At 74.1% G+C, this 15754-nt stretch carries 9 protein-coding genes; 6 read left to right on the top strand and 3 right to left on the bottom strand.

Annotated features, from left to right (window positions below; translation table 11 throughout):
• Window positions 1–379 precede the first annotated feature (379 nt).
• Both FRANEAN1_RS06365 and FRANEAN1_RS06360 read left to right on the top strand, forming a co-directional pair.
• A complete protein-coding gene (locus FRANEAN1_RS06365; RefSeq protein ID WP_063748376.1) occupies window positions 380–4630 on the top strand; it encodes a DUF3418 domain-containing protein in 4251 nt (1416 codons plus the stop codon).
• A 334-nt stretch (window positions 4631–4964) separates the two neighbouring features.
• Window positions 4965–5882 (top strand): PHB depolymerase family esterase, encoded by a 918-nt coding sequence (locus FRANEAN1_RS06360; RefSeq protein WP_020458918.1) that lies wholly within the window; start codon window positions 4965–4967, stop codon window positions 5880–5882.
• Window positions 5883–5925: 43 nt separating this feature from the next.
• Here FRANEAN1_RS06360 and FRANEAN1_RS06355 read toward each other — a convergent pair whose 3' ends face one another.
• Window positions 5926–7290 carry a UDP-glucose--hexose-1-phosphate uridylyltransferase gene (locus FRANEAN1_RS06355; protein WP_020458917.1) on the bottom strand — a complete coding sequence of 455 codons (1365 nt, stop codon included), beginning with the start codon at window positions 7288–7290 and terminating at the stop codon, window positions 5926–5928.
• 156 nt (window positions 7291–7446) lie between these two features.
• On the opposite strand from FRANEAN1_RS06355, the gene FRANEAN1_RS06350 reads away from it, so the two are divergent.
• The 4 genes from FRANEAN1_RS06350 to FRANEAN1_RS06335 all read left to right on the top strand — a co-directional run bounded on the left by FRANEAN1_RS06350 (window position 7447) and on the right by FRANEAN1_RS06335 (window position 11680).
• On the top strand, window positions 7447–8607 hold the full coding sequence (locus tag FRANEAN1_RS06350; protein ID WP_020458916.1) for an alkaline phosphatase PhoX: 1161 nt from the start codon (window positions 7447–7449) through the stop codon (window positions 8605–8607).
• 52 nt (window positions 8608–8659) lie between these two features.
• Window positions 8660–9127, top strand: coding sequence for a redox-sensitive transcriptional activator SoxR (gene soxR / locus FRANEAN1_RS06345; protein ID WP_020458915.1), 468 nt, complete (start codon window positions 8660–8662; stop codon window positions 9125–9127).
• 225 nt (window positions 9128–9352) lie between these two features.
• Entirely contained in the window at window positions 9353–10117 is a 765-nt protein-coding gene (locus FRANEAN1_RS06340) for an NADPH-dependent FMN reductase (protein ID WP_020458914.1), read from the top strand.
• A 315-nt stretch (window positions 10118–10432) separates the two neighbouring features.
• The gene (locus tag FRANEAN1_RS06335; protein ID WP_020458913.1) at window positions 10433–11680 is read left to right on the top strand and encodes an ABC transporter substrate-binding protein; all 1248 of its coding nucleotides are present in this window, start codon (window positions 10433–10435) and stop codon (window positions 11678–11680) included.
• 64 nt (window positions 11681–11744) lie between these two features.
• Here the strand turns inward: FRANEAN1_RS06335 and FRANEAN1_RS06330 are convergent, their stop codons facing one another.
• Both FRANEAN1_RS06330 and FRANEAN1_RS06325 read right to left on the bottom strand, forming a co-directional pair.
• Window positions 11745–12485 (bottom strand): ATP-binding cassette domain-containing protein, encoded by a 741-nt coding sequence (locus FRANEAN1_RS06330; RefSeq protein ID WP_020458912.1) that lies wholly within the window; start codon window positions 12483–12485, stop codon window positions 11745–11747.
• Window positions 12482–15745, bottom strand: a complete 3264-nt coding sequence (locus FRANEAN1_RS06325; RefSeq protein ID WP_020458911.1) for an ATP-binding cassette domain-containing protein — start codon at window positions 15743–15745, stop codon at window positions 12482–12484. The genes FRANEAN1_RS06330 and FRANEAN1_RS06325 overlap by 4 nt, the downstream gene beginning before the upstream one ends.
• Between the last annotated feature and the right edge of the window lie 9 nt (window positions 15746–15754).

Raw genomic sequence — 15754 nt, 5'->3', positions numbered from 1 at the left:
TCCGCCCGGGCGGCGCGTCCGCCCGGGCCCGGGGCTGATCCCGGGACGATCCCCGACCGGAGCCGGCGTCCGCTGGGAATGCGGGCCGCCGGCCCGGCGCTGGAGAAAAGCAGGTGCCGGCGCGCGGCGGCGCGGGCACAATGCTGCCCTGAGGGGCTGCCTCGGAAGAGCTGCCTCGAAGGCAACGCCGCGCGAAGGCGGCCGCCGCGGTCCGGGCCGGAGTGCGGCCGCGCTCGTAGCGTGGCCCGTGCCCAGCTCGACCGGGGTACCCACGAACCGACGACCGCCCGGGAATACGCCGTCTGTGATCTCTCCTGCTGAAACGCCGCCGCCGGCACCGCCGCCGCTGGCCGAGCTGCGTGCCTGCCTGCCCCAGCTCATGGCGCGCGACGCCCACCGCCTGAGCCGGCACCTCGACCGGGCCCGCCGGATGCGCGACCCGGCGGCGCGCGACTCCTCGATCGCGCGGCTGGCGGCGGACGTCGAGACCGCCCGGCTGCGGGTGGAGACGCGCCGGGCCAGCGTCCCTGTGATCGGCTACCCGGAGGAGCTACCGGTCAGCCAGCGCCGGGACGAGATCCTGGCCGCCCTCCGGGACAACCAGGTCGTGGTGATCGCCGGCGAGACCGGTTCGGGCAAGACCACGCAGCTCCCCAAGCTGTGCCTGGAGCTGGGCCGGGGCGTGCGCGGCATGATCGGGCACACCCAGCCGCGGCGGATCGCCGCGCGCACCGTGGCGGAACGGATCGCCGAGGAGCTCGGCAGCGTGATCCCCGAGACCGGCCGTGACCGGGCCCAGGCCGGCCCGAACGGCAACGGAAGCGGAGGCGGGAACGGCAGCGGGGGCGGGGGCGGGCTGGTCGGCTACCAGATGCGCTTCACCGACCGGGTCGGCCCTTCCACGCTGATCAAGCTGATGACGGATGGCATCCTGCTCAACGAGCTGACCGCCGACCGGCTGCTCCGCCAGTACGACACTCTGATCATCGACGAGGCGCACGAGCGCAGCCTCAACATCGACTTCATTCTCGGCTACCTGCACGGGCTGCTCCCCCGCCGCCCGGACCTCAAGGTGGTCATCACCTCGGCGACGATCGACCCGCACCGGTTCGCCCGCCACTTCCACGACGCGCCGGTGATCGAGGTTTCCGGCCGCACCTACCCGGTCGAGACCCGCTACCGCCCCCTGATCGACACCGGGCCGGGCGTCGATGCCGACTCCGAGGCTGACGCATACGCCGACGCCGACGCGGATGCCGGCACCGCGGCACGGAGCGAACCACGAGCCGGTGGTCGCAAGGGAGCCGGCGGCGACGGCCGAAGAGGCAACAGCGAGGCCCGGCGAGGAGCCGGTGGCGACGCCCGAACCGGGGCGGGCGCCGACACCGAGCGCGACCAGGTCTCGGCGATCTGCGACGCGGTGGACGAGCTGTGCGCCGAGGGGCCGGGCGACATCCTGGTGTTCCTCAGCGGGGAGCGCGAGATCCGCGACACGGCCGACGCGCTGGCCCGCCGCGACCTCCCGATGACCGAGATCGTCCCGCTCTACGCCCGGCTGTCCTCGGCCGAGCAGCACCGGGTCTTCACCCCGCACACCGGACGCCGGATCGTGCTGGCCACCAACGTCGCCGAGACGTCGCTGACCGTCCCGGGCATCCGCTACGTGATCGACCCGGGGCTGGCGCGCATCTCCCGGTACAGCCATCGGACGAAGGTGCAGCGCCTGCCGATCGAGCCGGTCTCGCAGGCCTCGGCCAACCAGCGGGCCGGCCGGTGCGGCCGGACGTCCGACGGGATCTGCATCCGGCTGTACTCGGAGGAGGACTTCGCCGGCCGGCCGGCCTTCACCGATCCCGAGATCCTGCGCACCAACCTGGCCTCGGTGATCCTGCAGATGGAGGCGCTCGGCCTCGGTGAGATGGCGGACTTCCCGTTCCTCGACCCGCCGGAGTCGCGCCAGGTCACCGACGGCATGCGGCTGCTGACCGAGCTGGGCGCCTTCATCGAGGACGCCGAGCCCGGCAAACGGCTGACCCCGATCGGGCGCAGCCTCGCCCAGCTGCCGGTGGATCCCCGGCTGGCCCGGATGGTGCTCGCGGCCGGCGAGCTGGGCTGCCTGTCCGAGGTGCTCGTGATCGCCTCCGCGCTGGCCATCCAGGACCCGCGGGAGCGGCCCGTCGAGCACCGGGCCGCCGCCGACGAGCGGCACGCCCGGTTCACCGATCCGACGTCGGACTTCCTGTCGATCCTGAACCTGTGGCGGCACCTGCGCACCGCGCGCGAGGAGCGGTCGTCCAACCAGTTCCGGCGGATGTGCCGCACCGAGTTCCTGAACTACCTGCGGATCCGGGAGTGGCAGGACGTCCACGGCCAGCTGCGCGCGATCGCCCGGAACCTGGGGCTGGAGCCTAACGACAGCCCGGCCGACGCCCGGTCGGTGCACCAGGCGCTGCTCACCGGGCTGCTCTCCCACCTCGGCCGCTACGAGCCGGAGAAGAAGGACTATCTCGGGGCCCGGGGCGCCCGCTTCGCGATCTTCCCCGGTTCCGGGCTGGCGCGACGGAGGCCGGCGCGGCCCGAAGCCGGCGACGCGGGCCGGGGCGCACCGGCGGAAGCGGACGCGGAGGCCGGAGGGCGGCGCGGGCCGGGCATCCCGACCTGGGTCGTCGCAGCCGAGCTGGTCGAGACGTCCCGGCTGTGGGCGCGGACCGTGGCGCGGGTGGAGCCCGAGTGGGTCGAGCCGCTCGCCGAGCACCTGCTGCGGCATACCTACAGCGAGCCGCACTGGTCCCGCAAGCAGGCCGCGGCGCTGGCCTACGAGAAGGTCACGCTGTACGGGATCCCGCTGGTGACGTCGCGGCTGGTCCAGTACGGCCGGATCGACCCGGTCGTCAGCCGGGACCTGTTCATCCGGCACGCGCTCGTCGAGGGCGACTGGAACACCCGGCACGCCTTCTTCCACGCGAACCGGGAGCTGCTCGCCGGGGTCGAGGAGTTGGAGCACCGGGCCCGCCGCCGCGACATCCTCGTCGACGACGAGACGCTGTTCGAGTTCTACGACCAGCGCATACCAGCCGACGTCGTCTCCGGCCGCCATTTCGACACCTGGTGGAAGGCGACCCGCCGCGCCGAGCCGGACCTGCTCGACTTCTCCGCGTCGATGCTGGTCAACGACCGCGCGGGCGCGATCCGCCAGCAGGACTACCCCGACACCTGGGTCGCCGACGGCGTCGAGCTGGCGCTCACCTACCAGTTCACGCCCGGGGAGGCCGCCGACGGGGTGACCGTGCGGGTGCCGCTGCCGGTCCTCGGCACGCTGCGCGCGGAGCCGTTCACCTGGCAGGTGCCCGGGCTGCGGGAGGAGCTCGTCACCGCGCTGATCCGTGCGCTGCCCAAGGTGGTGCGGCGCGGCTTCGTCCCGGCGCCGAACTATGCCCGCGCTGTCCTGGACCGCCTGACCCCCGGCGACCGCCCGGCCCCCGGCGGTCCCCCGTCCGAGGGCGGCGGACCGCCGGCCGACGACCGCCCGCTGGCCGACGCCGTCGCCGGTGAGCTGCACCGGATGAGCGGCTCGGCGCTCCCCTCGGGGGTCTGGGCGCCGCCGCGGCTGGCCGAGCTGCTGCCGCCGCACCTGCGGATGACCTTCCGGGTCGTCGACGACGGCGGGGCGACGCTCGCGGAGGGCAAGGACCTGGCCGAGCTGCGGGCCCGGCTGCGGCCCCGGACGAAGGCGGTCGTCACGGCCGCGGCCGCCGGCGTGGAACGCTCGGGCCTGCGCGCCTGGGACGTCGGCACCTTGCCCGCGGTGATCGAGCGCAGCCGCGGCGGGCATGTCGTGCGCGCCCACCCGGCTCTGGTCGACGAGGGCGGCTCGGTCGCGGTCCGGGTCTTCGACGACCGGGAGGAGGCCGACCGCGCGATGTGGGCCGGCACCCGCCGGCTGCTGCTGCTCAACGTCGCCTCCCCCGTCCGGGGGATCATCGGCCGGCTGCCGAACGCGGCGAAGCTGGCCCTGAGCAACAACCCGCACCGCGACGTCACCGACCTGCTGGACGACTGCGTCGCCGCCGCCGTGGACACGCTGCTGCGCCGCGCCGGCGGGGCCGCCCGGGACGAGGCGGGTTTCGCCGCGCTACTCGAGACGGTGCGCGCGGAGCTGGCGGACACCGCGTGGTCGGTGGTCCGCGGCACCGAGCGCGTGCTGGCCGCCGCCCACGAGATCAGCCTCGGGGTGCGGGCGCTGGGCAGCCCGGCGCTGCTGGTGACCGCGACCGACCTGCGTGCCCAGCTCGACACACTGATCCACCGGGGCTTCGTGACCGAGACGGGCGCCGAGCGCCTGCCCGATCTGGAGCGCTACCTCACCGCCGCCCGGCGGCGCCTGGACCGGCTGCCCGCCGACGCCGCCCGGGACCGCCAGCTCACCCTCCGGGTGCGTAACGTCGTCGAGGCCTTCAACGAGCTGATCGACGAGGTGGGCCCGGCTCGCGCCGGGTCCGAACCGGTCCAGGCGATCCGCTGGATGATCGAGGAGCTGCGGGTCAGCCTGTTCGCCCAGGCGCTGCGCACGCCGTACCCGGTCTCCGAGGAGCGCGTCTACCGGGCGATCGACCGGCTCCGCCCCGGCTGACCTCGCCACGCGCCGGGCCCGTCACCCGCCGGAGGGCACCTGCGGCCGGCGCACGTCGGCCGGCCCGCACGGACGGCAGCAGCCATGGCGCCCTCGGCAGGCACCCGCTGGTGGCGGCTCGCGCGCGGGAGGACACGGCCGGTGAGACGCCTCGCCCAGGGAACGACCGGCCGTCGGCGCCCACTACGATGACACCCCCGGCGAGAAGCCTCTGTCGATCACAGCAACGTACGAACATCTCCCGGATCCACCCGAGCTCACCTCCTCGTGAGCAGGGTCGTTCTTCTTGTCTTCGGTGGCCTCAGGTCGCGCTGGGCCGGGCGTTGGGGGTGCGGTGACGGCCGGCGGCAGGCTCCTGGCGGCGCTGCTCGTGATCGTCGGCATCCCGCTGGCCGCCGTGCCGGTGGCCCTGATGTACGGCGGTGGATCACCTCCCGCGGCTACGGCGCCTGCCCCCGCGCGGCCGGCCGCGACGTCCGCGTCCCCGTCACCGGCCGCTGCGTCCACCATGCACCGGGCCACCGACAGAACTGGCGACCGGACCGCGAGCGATGCCACCGACGCGGGCCCGGCGTACACCAAGGAGATCGCGCTCCGGTCGGGGCGCAGCTACGACCTGCACACCACCATCCGTTCCGGGGCGCCCAGGCCGCTCGTCGTCCTGCTGCACGCCTACGCCCACACCGCGGCCGACATGCGCGACATCAGCGGGGCCACCCCGTTCGCCGACGAGCACGGGTTCGTGCTCGCCTACGGGCACGCCGTGGACGGATCGTGGAACGCCGGCACCTGCTGCGCCGGGACGAATGGGCAGGACGACATCGCCTACCTGCGCGAACTCGTGGCCGACGTGGCCCGGCGGACCCCGGTGGACCGCAGCCGCGTCTACGTCTGGGGCTACTCCAACGGCGGGATGCTCGCGGCCCGCGCCGTCTGCGAGGCACCGGACGTGTTCGCGGCGGCCGGCGTTGTCGCGGGCCACCTGCTCGTGCCCTGCGGCCAGGCACGCATCCGGATGATGCACATCCACGGTACGGCAGACACCACCGTGCCGTGGCGCGGCGGCTGGTCGGACTACGTCCATGTCACATTCCCGGACGCGCGCACCGAGTCGGAGCAGGTCACCAGCTCGTCGACGGTGGTGGGCATCCCCTGGGACGGCGGACACGCCTGGCCGTGGTGGGCCACGGGCACCCTGTGGGGGTTCTCCCAGCAGTGGTCCGGGACGACGGCACTCCCCAGCACCCGCTGACCCCCGCGTCTGCTGCCACCGGAAGCCAGGCCACCGCTCGGGATCATCCCGGCATGAGCCCCCGTGTGGGCTCTGTTGTCCGTTTCTCCGCGCGCGCCCCGGCGGCCCGCAGCCGGGCGGCGGCGTCCTCCGGGGTGATGTCGCGTAGCACGCCTGCGAACATCTCGTAGCCCACCAGGTGCTTGCGGACGGTCGGTGACCGCAGCAGCGGCGGGTGGAAGTGGGCATGCAGCTGCCAGTGCGCGGGCACCGGCGCGTCGGGATCCGGGCGCGCGCCGGGCGCCGCGTGCCAGCCCATCGAGTAGGGGAAGGGCGAGTCGAACAGCGCGTCGTAGCAGCTGAGCAGGGACCGCAGCGCCTGTGCCAGCGCGTCGCGCTCGGCGTCGGTCAGGTGCTGGAGCAGGCCGACCGGGCGGCGCGGGAGCACCAGCGTCTCGAACGGCCAGAACGCCCAGTAGGGGACGACGACGAGCCAGTGGTCGTTCGCCACGACCACCCGGCTCGCGGACCGGCCGGGGCCGTCCACGCCGTCAGTGGCTTTGCCATTGGTGGCTTTGCCGTTGGTGGCCTTGCCAGCAGCGACTCTGCTGGCGGCGGCGGTGCTGGCGCCGTCATCCGCGGCGGCGAGCTCAGCCTCCAGCGCCGCGTAGTCGACCAGCAGCGAGGTGCCCCTGGACCGTAGATGGTCGCGCTGGGTGCGGTCCTCGACCGCGGCGAGGTCGGGCAGGAACGACGACGCCCAGATCTGCCCGTGCGGGTGCGGGCTGGACGCCCCCATCGCGGCGCCGCGGTTCTCGAAGATCTGCACCCAGTTCCAGGTCCGGCCGAGCTCACGCTCCTGGTCGGCCCAGGTGTCGACCACCGCCCGCACCCGGTCGAGCCCCAGGCTCGCCAGTGACTGGTCGTGGCCCGGGTCGAAGCAGACGACGCGGCACGTGCCGATGCCCGGCTCGGCGTGCAGCAGCCCCGCCGCCCGCGCATCCAGCCCGGACGGATCAGCAAACACCGCCTGATCGGGAGACACCGCCTGATCGGGAGACGCGGCCAGGTCCGCGGGCTCGGGGCGCAGCGCCGGGAAGTCGTTGTCGAACACGTAAACGCCGTCGTAGTCGGGATTCGCCTTGCCGGAGGCGCGCACGTTTCCCGGGCAGAGATGGCATTCGGGGTCGTAGGTCCCCACGGCGGTGGCGACCACTTCCTGGCCGCCGCGCCACGGGCGCGCCACCCGGCCCGCCGAGACGATGATCCAGCGATCGCCCAGCGGATCGTGCCGCCGGTGCGCCGCGGGCCCGGCCGCAGCCTGCCCGTTCGGCGAGGGCGTCTCGCCGCGCCGGTCGCCGGCGCCCCCCGGCCCGGGCTGATCGTCCGGACCAGGACCGTCATCGGACGGGAAAACCGAGACCAGCACGGACGAACCGTATCAACGCCCCACCGGCGCCTCCGGCGCCAGAGACATGCGTCACCGCCGCCGGCGGACGACCCGCTACCGCCCCCACCACTACTAGCAGTGCCATCGTCATCACTTTAGGGTCGGGTCGCTGACCGCAGTGAGGAGGCGACAACCGTGGACCGCCGCACCGTGCTGCGCCTGGCGCTCGCGAGCGCCGGGGTGGCCGCTCTGTCCGGAGCGAGCTGGGCACCCGCGCTCGCCGCCACCGCCCGACCGGGCGAGGGCCCCTATGGCCTCCCTCAGGCACCCGACGCCGACGGGGTCGCCCTGCCCCGCGGGTTCACCAGCCGGGTGGTCGCCCGTTCGCGCCAGGTCGTCCCCGGCACGGATCTCGAGTGGCACGACGCCCCGGACGGCGGCGCCTGCTTCCCCGCCGGAACGGGTTGGACCTATGTCTCCAACTCCGAGACGACGTGGCGCGGGGGCGCCTCGGCGCTGCGCTTCGACGCCACCGGCACGATCGTCTCGGCCAGCAGGATCCTGCGGCGTACCTCGGCCAACTGCTCGGGCGGGGCGACGCCGTGGGGCACCTGGCTCTCCTGCGAGGAGCACGCGTTCGGGCAGGTGCACGAGACATGGCCGGACGGCCGCCGGGACGCGGTGGCACGCCCCGCGATGGGGCGGTTCACCCACGAGGCGGCCGCCTGCGACCCCGACCGCCAGGTCGTCTACCTCACCGAGGACCGCCGCGACGGCTGCTTCTACCGCTTCCGCCCGGCCCGGTGGGGCGATCTGTCCGCGGGCGTCCTGGAGGTGCTGGTCGCACCCGAGGACACCGAGTCCGGTCCGGTGCGCTGGGCGCGGGTCCCCGACCCGGACGGCCTGCCGCGCTCGACCCGCAGGCAGGTCTCCGACGCCCGCGCCTTCGACGGCGGCGAGGGCTGCTACTACGTGGCGGGCACCTGCTTCTTCACCACCAAGGGCGACAACCGGGTCTGGGCCTACGACGCGGTCGGCGAGCGGATCTCCGTGCTCTACGACCCCGAGCAGGTCCCGCGCGGCGGAACGCGGATGACGGGCCCGGACAACATCACCGGATCGGCCGCCGGCGACCTGTTCATCGCCGAGGACAACCCCGGGCCGGCACTGCACATGATCACAAGTGCCGGCGTCGTCTCCCGTTTCCTGCACCTGCCGGACCATCGCCGCTCCGAGATCACCGGCCCGGCCTTCAGTCCCGACGGGCGCCGGCTGTACTTCTCCTCCCAACGGGGGAAGGACGGGCGCGGCCGGACCGGGATGACCTTCGAGGTGTCCGGTCCGTTCCGGCGGTGAGCCACCCGGACTAGCTTTACCTGACTTCAGGTTCAGGTAGTACCGTCGGGCGATGCGCTCCACGGATCTGCTGACCCTCGGCGAGGTCGTGCACCGCAGCGGGTTCACCCCGTCCGCGCTGCGCTTCTACGAGCGGGAGGGCCTGCTCACCGCGAGCCGGACCAGTGGCGGCCAGCGGCGCTACGCCCGCCATGTGCTGCGCCGACTGGCGTTCATCCGGGCCGCGCGCAACATCGGCCTGAGCCTGGAGGAGGTCCGGGAGGCGCTGCGGCGGCTGCCCGACGAGCGGACCCCGACCCGCGCGGACTGGACGGCGATCTCACGCGACTGGCGTATCCGCCTCGACGAGCAGATCGAGGCGCTGGAGCGGCTGCGTGACGGTCTCGACTCGTGCATCGGCTGCGGCTGCCTGTCGTTGCAGCACTGTCACATGTCCAACCCCGACGACCGGGTCGCCGCCTTCGGTCCGGGCGCGGTGGCGCTGCCGGCTGCGCTGCGGCGCGGCCCGGACCACTCCTGACACGCCGACCACCCGTGACACGCCGACCGGCCACCATCCGTCGCATCTGACCTGGTCTTTGCGGTAATGAGATGAGAAGTCATTCAACACATCCGACCGATGTCCGGCGCTGGGCGCCCGGGCCTCGGCGGGGGCCCGGTCTCGGGCGGTCGCCGGTCGCGTACCGGGGCGCCGCACCGCGCCGGTCCACCGGGGAACCGCACGAGGTCTGGTGAGGAGGAGTCGATGGACGACGTGCACGGCGCGTTCACGACGAACGGCGAGGGGCACAACTCCGAGGGCCTGCTGGCCCGGCGCCGGGTACGACCGGGTCAGGATCTACCGGCCCGGTCGGGGGGTGACCCGCTGGGCGGCCTGGGCGGGCTCGACGCGCTCAGTGGGCTGACCGGGTTCGCGGGTCCGACTGTCCGGAACGAGCGGCGGCGCCGCCCGACCATCGTCGGCATCGGGGGGACGACCCGGCCGGAGTCGACGACGCTGCACGCGCTGAGCACCGTCCTGCGGACGATGGCCGGCGCGGGAGCGGAGACCGTCCTGCTCGGCTCGGCCGACCTGGACCTGCCGATGTACGTCCCGGAACAGCGCAAGCGGACGCCGGCGGCCCAGCGGCTGATCAGTGAGGTGGCCCGGGCGGACGGCCTCGTCATCGCCACTCCCGGCTACCACGGCGGCATGTCGGGCCTGGTCAAGAACGCCCTGGACTATCTGGAGGATCTCCGGGACGCGCCCCGCCCCTATCTCGACGGGCGCGCGGTCGGGCTCATCGTCTGCGCGGACGGCCCGCAGACCGCAGGCACCGCGCTCGCGACGCTGCGCTCGTCCGTCCACGCCCTGCGCGGCTGGCCGACCCCGCTCGGCGTCTCGATCGACACCTCGACGCCGCCCTTCGGCCCGGACGGCGAGGTGGTCGACCAGCGGACGGCGAGCCACCTGGAGACACTGACCGACCACGTCATGGGCTTCGCCTACGCGTGGTCCCAGGTGATCTGACATTGATCCGAGCAGCGTCCCAGATGATCTGAGCGGCGCCGGCCGGCGACACCTTCCGGCACCCGCGCCCTGACCTTCGGGCACCACGTCCGGCCTGGTCAGGGCGAGTGTGCGCGGTCTCGCCATGCCCTGGTGACGCCACGACCCGCGACGCTGCGTAGCGTCACCCGGGAGACACACTGGGAGATTCCCGACTCACCCTGCCGTAGGGATCGCGTACGGACGGGTCTACCGTGGCGAGGCCTGTGGCGCCGCGCGGGCGGACGACCCCGCCGCGCCGCCGGCACGCCAGGAGTATTCAGGAGGGACGAACCGGTGAGACGACGTCTGGGTCTGCGGCTCGGGGCCGCCTTCGCCGGGGCCGCGCTGGCGCTCGCCGCGTGCGGCGGCGGCGACGGCGAGCAGGGCGGTGGCACGGCCACCAGCTCCGGCGCCCCGGTCAAGCTGATGATCATCGCGCCGGTCGGCACCACCGGGGCCAACCATCCCGAGATGGTGGCGGCGGTCCGGGCCGCCGCCCGCGGTGTCAACGAGCGTGGCGGCATCAAGGGCCATCCGGTCGAGATCCTGCACTGCAACGAGAAGAACGACCCCACCGCGGCGAAGGAATGCGCCCAGAAGGCGGTGGACGAGCACGTTCTGGCCGTGGTCTCCACCGTCAACGGCTCGGGCGGGATCATGCCGATCCTCGAGGAGGCCGGCATCCCGGCGATCGGGTCGGCCGGGATCGCGGCGGACGGCTCCGAGCTCAGCTCGGACGTCAGCTTCGTCGTCAGCCCGCTCACCTTCTACCCGGCCGTCTGCCCGTCGCTGCTACGCAAGGCCGGGGCGTCCAAGATCGGGCTGGTCGGCTACGACCTGAGCGCGAGTGACCGCCTGATCACGATGGCCCAGGCCGGCGGGCGCGCGGCCGGGGCGCCGATCAACCCCGAGTTGCGCATCCCGATCACCAGCAGCGACCTCACCCCGACCGTCGCACAGCTGAGCAGGGCGGGTGCGGACGGCGCCGTCCTGGTGGTGTTCGACCAGGCCGCCTACGCGGTCATCGGCGGCGGCGACCCGAACCTGCGCACCTGCCACGCGGCCGGCACCCTCTCCAAGGAGTACCTCGCCACGCTCGGGCCGGCCGCCGACAACCTCGTCGTCGCCAGCGCGTTCCCCGAGCTCAGCCAGGCCGCCGAGTTCCCCGAACTCAAGCGGATGATCTCCGAAATGGACGCCGAGGCGGCTGGGGGCGACGCCGACGCGCGCGCCGACCTCCGGGATTCCACGGAGACCACCGGGGCGTGGCTGTCCGTCCAGATCGCCGAGAAGGTCGGCAACTCCGTCTCGGGCGACCTGACGACGAAGAGCCTGCTCGAGCAGCTCCGCGCGACCAAGGGCCTCGACCTCGGCGTGATCCCGCCGCTGGACTTCACCACACCCAACCCCATCCCGGGCGTGGAGCGCGTCTTCAACACGACGATGCGCGGTGCCCGCTGGAACAGCGCCCAGCACACCTTCGTCCCGCTCGGGCCGGAGACCTACGAGGCGCTCGGCCTGCTGACCCGCGGCGCTTCCTGACCCGACGGCCTGGCGCGCGGGCCCAGCCGGCCCGCGCGCCAGGCGACGACCTTCGGGTGGCGCGTCAGGCCAGGGGCAGGTAGGCGCCGAGGAGCAGGTCGGGATCCGCCCGCACCCCGGCTGCCGGGCCCGACCACGCGACCTGGCCATGCCGCAGGACGATCACCCGGTCGGCCACCGCCAGCGCGCTACGCACATGCTGCTCGACGAGGAGCACGGCGAGGCCACCGTCGGCCGCGGCCCGGACGGCGCCGAGCAGCCGTTCGACCAGCTGGGGCGCCAGGCCGAGCGAGAGCTCGTCGGCGAGCAGAGCCGCGGGCCGGCGCGCGAGGGCCCGGGCGAGCGCGACCATCTGCTGCTGACCACCGGAGAGCAAACCCGCCCGCCGGTCGAGATGCCCGGCCAGCTCAGGGAACGTCTCCAGCGCCACGCCGGTGTCGGCGCGGCCGAGCCGCAGGTTCTCCCGCACCGTCAGATCCATGATCACAGACCTGTCCTCGGGGACGAAGGCCAGCCCGGCGCGGGCACGCTGGTGCAGCGGGGCGGTCGTCACCCGGCCGTTCCACGAGACGGTGCCGCCGCTGGGCGACAGCGCCCCGCTCAGCGCGAGCAGCGTCGTCGTCTTGCCGGCGCCGTTCGGCCCGAGCAGGGTGACCACCTCCCCCGGCCGCAGGTCCAGGTCGAGCCCGCGGACCACCGGCCCGCCCTCGCCGTAGCCGGCCGACAGCCCGCGCGCGCTGAGCACCGGCGGGCCAGTCCCCGTCCTGGGCCGCGGCACACCGGGGGCCGGCGGGTTCGGGCTCACCGCCGGCCCCGGCCAGCCGGTCGCGTGGCGCTGGCGGCCGTACCCGCTGTTCCCGGCGAGCTGGCCGTGCCTGTCGCGCCGGCTGCCGCACCCGCCGAGCCGGGCGTGCCTGCCGCCGGTGTGCGGCCGGTGCCGGTCGCCGCGCCCAGGTAGGCCCGGCGCACCCGCGGGTCGACCCGTACCTGGCCCGGGGTGCCCTGCGCGATCACCTCACCGCCGTCGAGAACGACCACCTGGTCGCAGATCCGCATCACCACGTCCATGTCGTGCTCGTTGAGCAGGATTCCCAGCCCCCAGTTGTCCGCCAGCCGCCGCAGCAGCGTCGCCACCCCGGCGCTCTCGTTCTCGTCGAGCCCCGCGCACGGCTCGTCCAGCAGCAGCACGGACGGGCAGGTCGCCACCGCGCGGGCGATCGCCAGCAGCCGGCGGCGGCCGTAGGAGAGCTCAGAGACCGTGCGGAGCAGGTCCTCGCGCAGGCCGAAGGCCTCCACGGCGGCGGCGGCCGCGGCGGGCAGCGGCCGGGAGCGCGGCAGCACCAGGTCACCGGCGTAGGCACGGGCGTCCCGCGGGTCGCAGGCGGCCTGGATGTTCTCGATGACCGTGAGATCCTCGAAAAGCTCGAGGTTCTGGAACGACCGGCTGATCCCGGCACGGGCACGCAGGTGGGCCGGCAGCCGGTCGAGCCGGGTGTCGCCGAGCATCAGGGACCGCGAGACGGACGAGGTGTAGCCGGTGATCGCGTCGATCACCGTCGTCTTGCCCGCACCGTTCGGGCCGATCACGCCGACGACCCGTCCCGGCTCGACCCGCAGGTCGACCGAGCGGACCGCAGCCACCGGCCCGAAGCTCACCGACAGTCCCCAGACCGACAGCGTGGCCGGCCGGGCCGGGTAGGCGACCGTGCCGACCCGGCGGATCGGTCCCGTCGCCGGGCCCGCCGCTGCGGCGGGAGCGGAGGCATTGGTGGCGTTCGGGGTGGCGAGAGCTGGTTCGAGGGTCGGAGTGGGGCCGAGGGTCGGAGCGGGGCCGAGCAGGCGGGCGACCCGGGCCGCATCGGCGGCCATCCGCCGCTCGACGGCCTTCGGGAAGCGGCGCTCCAGGATCCGGCGGGCGGTACGGGCGTTCTCCGGCGCCATCCCACCACCGGACCGGGAGAGGACCGTGACCAGCACCAGGCCGCCGATCAGCGGGACGTAGCGGTCAAGGTCGGCCAGCCAGTCGACGACCCTGCCCCCGCCCGCGAAGGCGGCTCCGGCGAAGGCCGCGGTCACCACCCACGGCGCCGCCCGCCGCAGGTGCGCGGCCCGCACCGCGCCCGGCGCCGTCCCGCCTGCGGCCGGCACTGTCGGCCCCGTACCTGGCACGACGGCGCGGCCGACCGCGAGGCCCAGCAGGCCGGCGGCCGCGGCGAAGAGCAGGCGCAGCAGCAGGCCGAGCTGGCCGAGGACGCTGCCGACCCAGGCCCCGGCTCTCGTCGCCAGCGCCTCGGCGGCCATCGTCGCGCCGGCGAAGGAACCGCTGATCCAGCCGACTCCCCCGACGACCGCGTAGGCGATCAGCAGGATCGAGGCGAACGGCGAGAACAGGCCGCCGCCGTAGTCGATGTTGCCGCGTTCGCCGTAGGTGTAGAACGCGTACAGCACTCCCCCGAAGCCGGCGATCGCGGCGGACAGCGCGAAGGCGTAAAGCTTCGCCCCGACCACGCTGATGCCCAGCGCCGCCGCGGCCCGCTCGTTCGTCCGGACGGCGATCAGCCGCCGTCCCGCGCGCCCCCGCCGCAGGTTCGCCACCGCCAGCCCGAGCAGGACGAACGTGAGCAGCGACAGGGTCGCGAACCCGCGCGGGTGCGTCACCTTGTCCAGACTGATCCCGAACAGGGTCGCGTCGCCGACCTCCGTCCCCTCGAGCGTGCCGAGATCGCCGAAGAGGGCACCGAGCGGGCTTGCCGCGGGCGAGTGGTAACCGCGCTGGAACAGCAGCGCGTCCACGGCAGCACCGAGGCCGAGCGTCACGACGGCCAGTTGCAGGCCCCGGGTGCGCAGCGCCGGCAGCGCGAACAGCACGCCGACGACCGCCGTCCCGGCGACGCCCACCACGAGGGCAGCCTCCAGCGGCCAGCCCCGGGTGGCGACCAGCCGTCCGGCGATCAGTGCCGCGATCCCGGAGAAGGCGAGCTGCGCCAGCGAGAGCTGCCCGGTGAAGCCGACCAGCACCACGACTGACAGGATGATCGTCGCCCAGATGGCGTTCGCGTTCAGCGCGTTCACCCAGGACGCAGGCAGCAGCCACCACACGGCGACAAGCGCGCAGCCGACCGTGATCCCCAGTGCCCGCCAGTGCACCCGGCCGCTACCCAGCACCGGATGGCGCTCGGCGACATGGCCCCGGTCGGGAATGCCGCGCCCGCGCACCGCCAGGTAGAACACGATCACCGCGAGCGGGACGGCACGGTCGACACCCCGCCAGGCGGGATGGTCCGCGACCAGGTAGACCTGGGTCTCCAGCTCCACGATGCCCAGCGCCAGCGCCCCCACCAGCACCGCCGGCAGCGACCGGAACCGGGCGACCAGCGCCACCGCCAGCCCCGGGACGATCAGCAGCATCAGACCACCGGCCGACAACGGATTCTGCAGCGGCGCGAGCAGCACACCGCCCAGCCCCGCCAGCGCCGACCCGGCCAGCCACGCCCAGCTCGCCACCGCGTCCGGCGACCAGCCCAGCGACGCCGCGGCCTGCGGATTCTCCGTCACCGCGGTCGCCGCGAGCCCGAGCGTGGTGAACCGGAACACCGCCCACAGCCCCGCCACGACGGCAGCCACCACGGCGAGCCGCACCAGGACGTCCACCCCGACCGCGGTGTCGAACAGGGTCACCTTGCCGGTCGGCAGCACGGTGGGCGAACGCCGGACATCCCCGCCGTACATCAGGGTCAGCAGCGACTGGATGACGATCAGCAGGCCGAGCGTGGCCATCAGGCGCAGCACGGCCGTGGCCTGGCGCATCGGGCGGAGTACCAGCTGGTGGAACACCAGGCCGACCGCCATCGTCGACCCGACGGCGAGCACCGCCGCCGGCGCCGCGGGCAGACCCCACTCGTCGCGCGCCCCGTGGAACGCGTACGCGGCCCACGCCAGCAGCGCGCCCTGCGCCATGTTCAACACGCCGGCACCGCGCTGGATCACGACCACGCCGGTGGCGACGAGCGCGTACAGCGCGCCGGCACCCAGGCTCAACAGGGCGTAGCCCATGACGTCGTCCACGGCCGCCCA

It is taken from the genome of Parafrankia sp. EAN1pec, assembly GCF_000018005.1.
Taxonomy (GTDB): Bacteria; Actinomycetota; Actinomycetes; order Frankiales; family Frankiaceae; genus Parafrankia; species Parafrankia soli.
The sequence above is the reverse complement of the archived record's forward strand: the minus strand, read 5'-3'. Positions and strand labels throughout refer to the sequence as shown.

Excerpts from the sequence above, each read along its gene's own strand:
- soxR (WP_020458915.1), top strand. The coding sequence starts at position 8,660 with ATGCGCTCCACGGATCTGCTGACCCTCGGCGAGGTCGTGCACCGCAGC.
- FRANEAN1_RS06340 (WP_020458914.1), top strand. The coding sequence starts at position 9,353 with ATGGACGACGTGCACGGCGCGTTCACGACGAACGGCGAGGGGCACAAC.
- FRANEAN1_RS06365 (WP_063748376.1), top strand. The coding sequence starts at position 380 with ATGGCGCGCGACGCCCACCGCCTGAGCCGGCACCTCGACCGGGCCCGC.